11 protein-coding genes are annotated in these 10273 nt (G+C 71.5%); all 11 read right to left on the bottom strand.

The window, feature by feature from the left end; genetic code table 11:
* Positions 1-37: 37 nt before the first annotated feature.
* A complete protein-coding gene (locus ACTWQJ_RS37335) occupies positions 38-718 on the bottom strand; it encodes a TIGR04222 domain-containing membrane protein (protein ID WP_443310886.1) in 681 nt (226 codons plus the stop codon).
* Between the two features lie 158 nt (positions 719-876).
* Positions 877-1125 (bottom strand): hypothetical protein, encoded by a 249-nt coding sequence (locus ACTWQJ_RS37340; protein WP_385515177.1) that lies wholly within the window; start codon positions 1123-1125, stop codon positions 877-879.
* A gap of 420 nt (positions 1126-1545) precedes the next feature.
* Positions 1546-2439, bottom strand: a complete 894-nt coding sequence (locus ACTWQJ_RS37345; protein WP_443310887.1) for a 2-hydroxy-3-oxopropionate reductase — start codon at positions 2437-2439, stop codon at positions 1546-1548.
* Positions 2440-2463: 24 nt separating this feature from the next.
* Positions 2464-3285: a TIM barrel protein gene (locus tag ACTWQJ_RS37350; protein ID WP_443310888.1), complete on the bottom strand. Its 822-nt coding sequence runs from the start codon at positions 3283-3285 to the stop codon at positions 2464-2466.
* Between the two features lie 152 nt (positions 3286-3437).
* Positions 3438-4190 (bottom strand): hypothetical protein, encoded by a 753-nt coding sequence (locus tag ACTWQJ_RS37355; protein ID WP_443310889.1) that lies wholly within the window; start codon positions 4188-4190, stop codon positions 3438-3440.
* Positions 4191-4223: 33 nt separating this feature from the next.
* The gene (locus tag ACTWQJ_RS37360) at positions 4224-4781 is read right to left on the bottom strand and encodes a hypothetical protein (RefSeq protein WP_443310890.1); all 558 of its coding nucleotides are present in this window, start codon (positions 4779-4781) and stop codon (positions 4224-4226) included.
* Positions 4748-6025, bottom strand: coding sequence for an MCE family protein (locus ACTWQJ_RS37365; protein ID WP_443310891.1), 1278 nt, complete (start codon positions 6023-6025; stop codon positions 4748-4750). The genes ACTWQJ_RS37360 and ACTWQJ_RS37365 overlap by 34 nt, the downstream gene beginning before the upstream one ends.
* The gene (locus ACTWQJ_RS37370) at positions 6022-7290 is read right to left on the bottom strand and encodes an MCE family protein (RefSeq protein ID WP_443310892.1); all 1269 of its coding nucleotides are present in this window, start codon (positions 7288-7290) and stop codon (positions 6022-6024) included. Before ACTWQJ_RS37370 ends, ACTWQJ_RS37365 begins: the two co-directional genes overlap by 4 nt.
* Positions 7287-8402, bottom strand: coding sequence for an MCE family protein (locus ACTWQJ_RS37375; RefSeq protein WP_443310893.1), 1116 nt, complete (start codon positions 8400-8402; stop codon positions 7287-7289). The genes ACTWQJ_RS37370 and ACTWQJ_RS37375 overlap by 4 nt, the downstream gene beginning before the upstream one ends.
* The gene (locus ACTWQJ_RS37380; protein ID WP_443310894.1) at positions 8399-9496 is read right to left on the bottom strand and encodes an MCE family protein; all 1098 of its coding nucleotides are present in this window, start codon (positions 9494-9496) and stop codon (positions 8399-8401) included. The genes ACTWQJ_RS37375 and ACTWQJ_RS37380 overlap by 4 nt, the downstream gene beginning before the upstream one ends.
* Positions 9493-10273 (bottom strand): MCE family protein (locus ACTWQJ_RS37385; protein WP_443310895.1); only part of this gene is annotated, 781 nt, incomplete at its 5' end. The genes ACTWQJ_RS37380 and ACTWQJ_RS37385, both read right to left, overlap by 4 nt.

Genomic DNA, 10273 nt, shown 5'->3' on the forward strand with positions numbered 1-10273 from the left:
CCGTGGGTGAGCCGGCACCTCGTCGTCGTTGTCGGGTTCAGTCCCCGCCGCCTCCGCCTCCGCCTCCGCCACCCCCGCCGCACCCGTACCCGCCGCCTCCGTAGTGGTACCCGCCGGTTTCGCCGTCGCCCTGGCCCGGTGCTTCCTCCGCGCCGAAGGTGCGGCGGAGGTCGTTGCCCCGGCCGAACGGGAAGCGCCCCTCGTCAGCGAGCACGCTCCGGCCGACGAGCCCCGAGGCGTGGGCGAAACGCGGCAGGAGGGCGGTCAGGGCCCGGTCGCCGAACAGCGCGACCGCGAGCAGCAGGTCCTCCTCCACCAGCCCGTCCGGGTGCGCGGGGAGCGGGTGCCGCTCGCGGAGGGCCGCCAGATGGCGGCGGGCGGTGCGGGTCGGGCCGGGCAGCGTCGAGCGCAGGAGCCCGGCCGCGGCGAGTTCGCCGCGCATCCGCGCCAGGGCGCGACGTACCACCGACCGGCCGAGCAACTCTCGTATGCCGGCGGGCCGGTAGAGGCCGACGCGTACGGCCTTCTCCAGCGGGTGCAGTGGGGCCGGGGCGTCCGCGCCCGGCGGCGTCGCCTTGCGCAGGGTCCCCGGCCGGCCGGCTTCGACGATGCCCCGCAGATGCAGCGCCAGCACGGCGACCGTGACGGCGGCGCGCGGGCCGCCTCGCAGCAGCGCGATGTCGTGCGGCGCCAGCCGGTCCGTCGTTCCGTCACCCATGGCACACCCCCGACCCACGGGGCCCGCCACCCCCGTGCCGGCGGGTCCCGTGTGAGGGGTATCTGCCCGCGTCGGCGCGGGGGCGAAGCATCCCGGGGCGGGTTCAGAGGTTGATTTGAGGGTGCCGTAGCCGGCGTACGTCCCCTGATGTACACGCGTCATTCGGTGCCGGGCTGCTCGTGATGCTCCGACAGTCCGGGCCAGTCGTCCGGGCCGCCGCCCTGCCATTCGATGAGGTCGCTCTCCTCGACCTCGATCGTGTCCAGATCGGCCAGACGCAGGATCTCGACGACGTCGTCCAGGTGGGTGGCGATGCCGAGGGTCTCGTCGCCCGAGGTGACCCGGCGGGAGCCGTCGAGGGCCGGGGGGTGCACGACGACGTGCGGGGGCTGTGTGGGGTGTGCCATGCCTCCAGGTTGCTGCGGGCGGGGCGGATCCGCACGTCAGCCGGAGGGCGGCAGGGGGCGTGACGTTGTGGCCGTCCGGCGGCGCGAGGCTGGGCGCGACAGGACATTCGCGCCACCGGACGGAGTCGGTGTGGCTGGGACCGCGGCGGTGCGACGGAACCGGGGCGCCTTCCCTCAGGTCGAGAAGGGGGCCTCGGGACCTTCACCACCGCACTGGCTCGCACGCCGCCGCGGTCCTCGCCGTGCCCGCCCCGTCCGAACGACCACCCCTCATTCGGGTCGCTCGGCCTCGGCGGGCTGTGCGCCCGGTATCCGACCTCCCGTCAGATACCGGACGCGGCCCAGGGGGTGTGGGTTCCGGGCGGTGCCGTCGCCTGGGCGCGACAGGACAGGTGTCGGCGGCGGCGCCGCCCGGAGGTCTCAGAACTGAGCGCCGGAGAGGCGCTCTACCGCGCGCAGCAGCGCGGAGTGGTCCAGGCCGCCGTCGCCCTGGGTGCGCAGGGAGGCCACCAGCTGGGCGACCACGGCACCGACCGGCAGGGCCGCGCCGACGGTGCGGGCCGCGTCCGTGACGATCCCCATGTCCTTGTGGTGCAGGTCGATACGGAAGCCCGGCTTGAAGTCCCGGTTGAGGAAGTTGTCCTTCTTGCGGGTCAGTACGGTCGACCCGGCCAGCCCGCCGTTGAGGACGTCCAGCGCGGCCTTCAGGTCCACGCCGGACTTCTCCAGGAAGACCACGGCCTCGGCGCACGCCTGGATGTTCACGGCGACGATCAGCTGGTTGGCGGCCTTCACGGTCTGGCCGGAGCCGTGCGGACCGCACAGCACGATGGTCCTGCCGAGCGCCTCGAAGATCGGCTTCGCCTGGTCGAAGTCGGCCTGCTCGCCGCCGACCATGATGGACAGCACGGCCTCGATGGCGCCGGCCTCACCGCCGGACACGGGGGCGTCCAGGACGCGGATGCCCTTGTCCTTCGCCGCGGCGGCCAGGTCGACCGACGTCTGGGGCGTGATCGAGGACATGTCGATCAGCAGGGCGCCGGACCGTGCGTTCTCGAGGATGCCGTCCGGGCCGTAGGCGATGGCCTCGACCTGCGGGGACGCGGGCACCATCGTGATGATCACGTCGACGTCCCGGACCGCCTCGGCGATGGAGGCGGCGGCGGTACCGCCGGCGGCGGCCAGCCGGTCCAGCTTCTCCTGCTCCAGGGTGTAGCCGGTGACGTCGTAGCCCGCCTTGATCAGGTTCTCGGACATGGGGGAGCCCATGATGCCGAGGCCGATCCAGGAGATCTTGGGAAGTGTGTTGCTCATAAGGGTGCCTCTCAGTACGGGGGCTCAGCGGGAAAGCCAGTCGAAGGCCTCGGCGCTCGGGCGGTCGCCCGGCTTGTACTCGAGGCCGACCCAGCCGTCGTAACCCGCCTTCGTCAGCTGGTCGAGGAGGTCCTCGAGGGGCAGCGAGCCCGTGCCGGGCGCTCCGCGTCCCGGGTTGTCCGCGATCTGCACGTGGCCGGTCTTCGCCGCGTACTCCTCGATCACCGTCGGCAGGTCCTCGCCGTTCATGGACAGGTGGTAGAGGTCCATGAGGAAGCGGGCGTTGCCCAGACCCGTCGCGTCGTTGACCTTGTCGACGATCCCGACGGCGGCCGGCGCCGACACCAGCGGATACCACGGCGACTCGGGCTTGTTCAGGGCCTCGATCAGCAGGATCGCGCCGATCCGGTCGGCGGCGCGGGCCGCGAGGACCAGGTTCTCCAGCGCGAGGGCGTCCTGCTCGGCGGGGTCGACGCCCTCGGCCCGGTTGCCGTAGAGCGCGTTGAGCGCCCTGCAGCCCAGGGAGGCGGCGAAGCCGGCGGCCACGTCGATGTTCGCGCGGAACCTCGCCGACTCCTCGCCGGGCAGGGACAGGGCGCCGCGGTCCGGGCCCGGGAGCTGTCCGGCGTAGAAGTTCAGGCCGGTGAGCTGGACGCCCGCGTCCTCGATCGCCTTCTTCAGGGCGTCGAGCTCGGACTGCTCGGGGGTGGGGGAGTCGATCCAGGGCCACCACAGCTCGACCGCGGTGAAGCCGGCCGCGGCGGCCGCCGCCGGGCGCTCCAGGAGCGGGAGTTCCGTGAAGAGGATCGACAGGTTGACGGTGAAGCGCTGCTCTGTGAATCCCATGGGGTCGGCGCTCCCTTTCCTGCTATTTCGTATTGCGGAAGTTCATTTCTGCTTAATGGAAGCCTGCCCGGGATCGCTGAGGGCTGTCAAGAGCGACCGGCAAAAAAAGCGCCCCCGCGCGGAGGGCGCGGGGGCGCTGCGGAGGCGGTGGCTCAGAGTGCGTCGACGGCGCTCACCTTCCACCCCTCGGACGTGCGGGTCATCGTCATCCGCACCCGGTTCAGGTCCACACGGGAACCGGTCACCTGGGTGCTCCTCGTCACCTGGTTGACGAAGAGCAGGACCACCGCCTCGTCCGCCGAGGCCGACACCACGGAGGCCGCCGCGGCGCCGCCGGCCGGCTCCGCGACCGTTGCCTTCACCACCCCGTCGTACTTCTTCGCCGTCGGCCCGACCACCGTCCGCGTCGTCTTCCCGTACTCGTCGCGGAACTTTCCGGTGAGGTGGGCGCGCGCCGCGGCGAAGTCACGGTCCAGATGCCGGTGGTCGTACGAGAGCACGACGGGCGCCGCCTTGCGCGCGGCCGAGAGCGCCTGCGCGCGTGCCTGCTCGGCCTGCACGCCCTCCCGGTAGTGCACCCCGAGTACGGCGACGGCGACCAGCCCCGCCACCAGCAGCACGCACAGGATCGCGGTGAGCAGCCCCCTCCGGGAGCCGCGCACGGCCGCCGTCTCCTCCAGGGCGTCCGCGTCGAAGTCCTCCGGCGACGGCTCCGGCGGATCGTCCCAGCCGTCCGGGGGCTCGATGACCACGGTGCGTCCGGCGAGCGGCCTCAGCTCTGCGACGGCGGTCGCCGGGCCCCGCTCCGCACGTTCCGCGCGCTTGGCCGCCGCGCGGGCCGCGGCCGTCATCGTGTGCCGGGTCGGGGAACCGGAGCCGCGACCTCGGGTGGTGGTTTTCGCCACGGTCTTACTCCTCACTGGGTGATACGGCAGGGGTCAGCCCACGAACTCGACGTCGGAGGTCAGCCAGCGGCCGCCCTCGTGGACGAGGTCGAGCTGCAGCCGGTAGGTGCGCGCCTCCCCCTTGGGCACCGCCGTGTTGGTCACCTTGCTGTCGGCGACCACGAGCACCCGGGCCGAGCGCTCGTCGGAGCGGACGATGCCCGCGTCGAGGACCTGGCCCTCGGACACGGACTTGTTCTGCGCGACGAGCTCGGTCAGCTCCTCGGTCTGCGCGGCGAACTCCTTCCTGAAGTCGCCGGTGGCCCCCTTGAGCACATTGGCGCTGTCCCGGTCGTAGCGCCGGTAGTCGAGCGAGGTGAAGTTCAGCGCCGACTGCCGGGCCGCCGCCAGGACGTCCTGCCGACGCTGCTCCGCCACGCGCTGGTCGTGGAGCCGGCTGCTCAGCCAGAGCGCCGACGCCGTGCAGAGGACGGTCGCCACGACGAGCCCCACGGACAGGGCCCTTGAGCTTCCGGCCCGGGTGAGAAGGCTCCGGGTCGCATGGATCACGAGCCCGCTCATGCCATCGGTCCGACGAGCAGCCATTGCCACGACTCCTTTCCGAAGACGGTCTGCTGGCCGCCCGTCGAGCCGATCTCGACGGGCGTTCCGTCCGGGCCGGTGAGAGTGCCGGTCTCCGGGTCGTACGGCGTGACGTACGCCGCCTGGTCGGTGGCCCCGCCGCGGGACGACGCCCCGGGCGCGTTCTGCGCGCCGCGCACCGAGGTGGTGCTGCCGCGCGGGGCCGTGCAGCGCGCGTCGGTGTTCGCCTCGCGCGTGCTGGTGTCCGCCGGGTCCCGCCGGGCCGTGCCGTACCCCTGGGTGCAGGGCGGCGGGTCGTCGGCGTTCACCACCAGGCCGAAGTGAGTGGTGCCGTCGCCGGGGATCACGGTGTAGCTGCCCGCGACCACCACCGGGAAGGTGACCAGGGCCTGCTCCACGCCGGGCAGCCGGGCGAGCGTGACCTGCCCGCCGCTGATCAGGTTGGCCAGCAGCACCGACAGCCGCGGCTCGATCGACTTCAGCAGCGAGTTGAGCTCGACCGCCGCCGGTTCCGCATTGCCGATGAGCTTGCGCAGGTCCCCGTCGCTCGACTTCAACTCCTCGGTGAGCAACGCCAGATCGCGCGAGAACGCCCTGATGGACGAGCCCTGGTCGGCCTGCGTCTTCAGCACCTTCCGGGAGTCCTCGATCAGCGAGATCGTCTCGGGAAGCGACTCGGACGCGGACTCCACGAGCGCGTTGCCCGAGTCGACCAGCCTGCTCAGGTGCGGGCCGGTGCCGGAGAAGGCCTTGCCCAGCTCGTCGACGGTGACCCGCAGATCGTCCTTGCCGACCGAGTTGACCAGCCGGTCGAGGCTGAGCACGAGGTCCGTCGTGGGCAGCGGCACGCGCGTGCGGCCGCGGGGGATCGTGCTGCCCTGAAGCAGATACGGCCCGCCGGAGGTACGCGGCTGGAGGTCGACGTACTGCTCGCCCACCGCCGAGCGGTTCGCGACCACCGCCAGGGTGTCCGCCGGGATGCGCGGCGCGCCGTCCTCGATGTCGAGCGAGACCGAGACCCCGCCGGCACCGGTCAGCCGCAGCGCGCCGACCCGGCCCACCGGGACCCCGCGGTAGGTGACCTCGGCGCCGGTGAAGATGCCCCCGGAGTCGGCGAATTCGGCCTGCACGGAGTAGCCCCGGCCGAGGACGCTGTCCACCAGGCCCGTGTACTCGGCGCCGACATAGGACACGCCGACGGCGGTGACCGTGGCGAAGGCGAGCAGTTGGGCCTTGACCGTACGTGTGATCACGGCTGTATCCCCTTCAGCATCAGCTCCGCGAGCGCGAGGTCGATCCCCGGCGGCAGACCCCGGTGGGTGCTGTGTCCGGCAGTGCACACCGGCGGGCACAGCAGGTCACCGCCGGACGGTGCGGAGGGGGTGGCGGGGGCGTCGGGCAGACCGGGCGTGGGCGTGGGCACGCTCGGCAGGTCGGGGAGCTCGGGGACGTCGGGAAGATCCGGAGGATCCGGAAGGTCCGGTGCGCTCGGGGTGTCGCCCTTGTCATCCGGCTCCTCCGCCAGGTTGCCGTAGAGGCCCGCCAGATCGAGGTCCGCGGTGATGCCGAGGTTGACGTAGTCGCCCTTGATGGCGTCGACCGCGTTGCGCGGGAAGGGGTACGTGGTGAGCAGCTCGAGGGAGTTGGGCAGGTCGTCGCCCGCCTTGTTCAGCTGTTGCAGGATCGGCCGCAGCTGCTTCAGGTTGGCGACCGTGTCGTCCCGGGATGCGTTGACCACCTTCGTGCCGGTCTTGCCCAGCTTCGACAGAGCGGTGAGCATTTTCGTCAGATCGCGCCGCTGATCCGCGAGCACCTTGAGCGCGGGCGGCATCGTGTCCACGGCCTTGGCGATCGTCTTCTTCTCCTTCCCGAGCCGCTTGGCGAGCCGGTCGACGGCCTTGAGCGCGCGGACGATGTCCTTGCGTTGGTCGTCCAGGCCGCCGAGGAACGTGTCCAGCTCCTTGAGCAGGGACCTGACCCGGTTCTCGCGGCCCTCCAGGGCCTTGTTCAGCTCCACGGTGATCGTCTTGAGCTGGGCCACCCCGCCGCCGTTGAGCAGCGCGGACAGGGCGGACAGCACCTCCTCGATCTCCGGGTTGCGGCCGCTGCGGCTGAGCGGGATGCGGTCGCCGTCGCGGAGCCGGCCCACGGGGGCGGTGCCGGGCGGGGCCGACAGCGCCACGTACTTCTCGCCGAGCATGCTGGTCTGCCTCAGCTCGGCGACCGCGTTGCCGGGCAGCTGCACCGAGTCGGCGACCCGCAGCCGTACGCGCGCATGCCAGCCCTCCAGCTCCACCTTCTCGACGGCGCCGACGGTCACGTTGTCGACCTTGACGGCCGACTGCGGCACCAGGTCGAGGACGTCGCGGAACTCGACGGTGACGCGGTAGGCGCGGCCGTCCGAGGCCGCGCCGCCGGGCAGCTCGACGTCGTACCAGCCGTTGAACTCACAGCCCGACAGCAGCAGCGAACCGACCGCCGCCCAGGCGACCGCACCGCCCTTGCGCAGCCCGCTCATGCCTCGCCCTCCAGGATTCCGCCGAGGGTCCGGTCGACCGTGCCCGACACCGCGGGCTCGCTCGGCACCTCGGGCAGCGAGTCGAACAGCTTCTGCAGCTCCGCGCAGTCGGGGTTCTCGCCGCCCTCGTCGCCGGTCGTCCGCAGTACGGAGCACAGCAGGGCGGCCGGATCCTGCGGGTGCTGCGGGTTGTTGCGGGTGTCGAGGGTGCCGGAGGAGGCGTTGTAGGCGTTCTGCAGGTTCGACAGACCCGTGGGGGCGACCTCCAACAGCTCCTCCAGCGCAGCGCGTTGGGTGACGAGCACCTTGGTCACCTTGCTGAGGCCCTTCACGTTCGAGGTCAGCGATTTCTTGTTCTTCTTCACGAACGCCGACACGTCGCCGAGCGCCGTACCGAGGTTGCGCAGCGCCGCCGCGAGATCCTTGCGTTCCCCGGCGAGCTGTTCCGCCACCTTGGCGAGGCTGGTGTTGAACGACCGCACGCTTTTGTCGTCGGCCGCCAGCGCCGCCGTGAACACCTGCAGGTTCTGCACGGTGCCGAACAGGTCCCCGCGCCCGTCGGACAGCGTGGTGACCGCCTCCGAGAGGTCCTTCACCGTCTGGTGGATGTTCCCGCCCTGGCCCTGAAGGTTGTCCGCGCTCACCCCGAGCAGCCGCGACAGGGAGCCGTCCTTGTTGGCGCCGTCGGGGCCGAGCGCCTCGGCCGTGGTGTGCAGGCTGTCGAAGATCCGGTCCAGCTCGACCGGCACGGCCGTACGCGACTCGGGGATGACGGCGCCGTCCCGCAGCACCGGACCGCTCCGGTACACGGGCAGCAGTTGCACGTAACGGTCGCTGACCACCGAGGAGTTGATGATCGCGGCCTGCGCGTCGGCCGGCACCTTGCGCCCCTCGTCGTACTCCAGCTCCACCCGCACCCGGCCGCCCTCCGGCGTGATCTTCCGGACCTCGCCGATCCGGACCCCGAGAACGCGGACGTCCGAGCCGGGGTAGATGCCGACGGTGCGCGGGAAGTAGGCGGTGACCTGCACCTTCTCGGGGCGGGGCCACAGGACGAAGGCGAGCCCGGCGACGAGGGCCAGGGCGAGCAGCAGCGCCAGACGTTTCCTCATCGCGAGCCTCCCGTGCGCGGCACCACCGGGGCGGCGACCAGGTTCTGGACGTAGGAGTCGAACCAGCGGCCGTTGCCGAGGGTGTTGGTGAAGACCCGCACGTAGGGGGCGAGCAGCTGGACGCTGCGGTCCAGGCTCGACTGGTTGCGTTCGAGCATCTCGACCACGCGGTTCAGGCCCTTCAGCGCGGGTCCGATCTCCTTGTCGTTGTCCTCCACCAGGCCGGAGAGTTCGACGCCGAGCGCGGCGGAGGACTTCAGCAGCTTGCTGATGGCCTTGCGCCGCTTGCTGATCTCCTTGAACAGCTTGTCGCCGTCGTCGACCAGGGCGGTGAAGTCCTCGGAGCGTTCGGCCAGTACGCCGGTGACCCCGTTGGCGTGGTCGAGGAGCTCGCGCAGCGCCTTGTCGCGCGAGGCGACCGTCCGGGAGATCTTCGACAGGCCCTTGATGGACGCCCGCACCTCGGCGGGCGAGTCCTGGAAGGTGGTGGAGATGGTGTCCAGGGCCGTCGCCAGCCGGTCGGTGTCGACCTCCTCGGTCGTGGTGGTCAGATCGCTGAACGCCTGCACCACGTCGTACGCCGGGACGGTCCGCGTCAGCGGGATCTCACTGCCGGGCTCCAGCTGACCCGGCCCCTTGGGGTGCAGCGCGAGGTACTTGGCGCCGAGGATGGTCTGCACCCGGATCGAGGCCCCGGTCGCGGTGCCGAACTCCGGGTCGCCCTTGACCTTGAAGGTGACCTTGACATGGTCGCCGTCCAGGTCGACCTCCTCGACCTTGCCGACCTTGACCCCGGCGATCCGCACCTCGTCGCCGGGCTTGAGACCGCCCGCCTCCGCGAAGGCCGCGCTGTACCGCTCGCCGTCACCGATCACCGGAAGGCTGTCCGCGTTGAACGCCGCCACGGTCAGCAGCGCCAGGGTGATCAGACCGACGGCGCCGATCGTCACGGGATTCCGCTCCCGGAAGGGGATGAGGCGCGGTCGGCGTCCGATCCGCGGAAGCCGGATGCGCGGCAGCCGCGGCGGGTCGATGCGCACCTTGACCAGCGGCTCCGGGCGGGGCCTGCGTTTCCTGCGCAGCGGGACGGTCATCCGGCGCACCTCGCCCTCGCCACATGCAGCTCCGGAGTGAGCACCTCACCTGTCTTCGGCAGCACGATCCGGCCGTCGAAGTCGCAGAGGTAGAAGTTGAACCACGAGCCGTAGGACGCCGTCCCCGTCAGCTCGTTGAGCTTGTTCGGCAGCCGCTTCAGCACGCCCTCCACGGTCTTCTCGTTCCTGTTCAGCGTTCCGGTGAGCTCGGTCAGCTCGGCGATGTCGTCCTTGAGCGGCGGGCGGGCGTCCGCGAGGAGTCCCGACGTCGCCTCCGTCAGGTCGCCGATGCTCACCAGTGACTTCCCGATGGGCTTGCGGTCGGCGGACAGCCCCGAGATCACCCGGCGCAGCTGCTTGAGCAGCCCGGAGAAGCGGGCGCCGCGCTTGTCGAGCGTTTCCAGCACGGTGTTGAGGTTGTCGATCACGGAGCCGATCAGCTGGTCGCGGCCGGCGAGGGTGGTGGTGAGCGACGCCGTGTGCGCGAGCAGGCTGTTGACCGTGCCGCCCTCGCCCTGGAGGGTCTTGATGATCTCGGTGGCGAGCTGGTTGACGTCCTGGGGGCTGAGCGCGGCGAACAGCGGCTTGAAGCCGTTCAGCAGCGCGTTCAGGTCCAGCGCGGGCTGCGTCCGCGACAGCGGGATCGTCGCGCCGGGCCGCAGCCGGGTGCCGTCGCCCGCACCCTCGGTCAGGGCGACGTACCGCTGCCCGACGAGGTTCCGGTAGCGGATGACCGCGCCGGTGCCGGTCAGCAGCGGGCGCTTCTCGGTCACCGTG

The sequence above is a fragment of the Streptomyces sp. KR55 genome, assembly GCF_052245645.1.
Taxonomy (GTDB): Bacteria; Actinomycetota; Actinomycetes; order Streptomycetales; family Streptomycetaceae; genus Streptomyces; species Streptomyces flavusporus.

Excerpts from the sequence above, each read along its gene's own strand:
- ACTWQJ_RS37335 (WP_443310886.1), bottom strand. The coding sequence starts at position 718 with ATGGGTGACGGAACGACGGACCGGCTGGCGCCGCACGACATCGCGCTG.
- ACTWQJ_RS37340 (WP_385515177.1), bottom strand. The coding sequence starts at position 1,125 with ATGGCACACCCCACACAGCCCCCGCACGTCGTCGTGCACCCCCCGGCC.
- ACTWQJ_RS37345 (WP_443310887.1), bottom strand. The coding sequence starts at position 2,439 with ATGAGCAACACACTTCCCAAGATCTCCTGGATCGGCCTCGGCATCATG.
- ACTWQJ_RS37350 (WP_443310888.1), bottom strand. The coding sequence starts at position 3,285 with ATGGGATTCACAGAGCAGCGCTTCACCGTCAACCTGTCGATCCTCTTC.
- ACTWQJ_RS37370 (WP_443310892.1), bottom strand. The coding sequence starts at position 7,290 with ATGAGCGGGCTGCGCAAGGGCGGTGCGGTCGCCTGGGCGGCGGTCGGT.
- ACTWQJ_RS37375 (WP_443310893.1), bottom strand. The coding sequence starts at position 8,402 with ATGAGGAAACGTCTGGCGCTGCTGCTCGCCCTGGCCCTCGTCGCCGGG.
- ACTWQJ_RS37380 (WP_443310894.1), bottom strand. The coding sequence starts at position 9,496 with ATGACCGTCCCGCTGCGCAGGAAACGCAGGCCCCGCCCGGAGCCGCTG.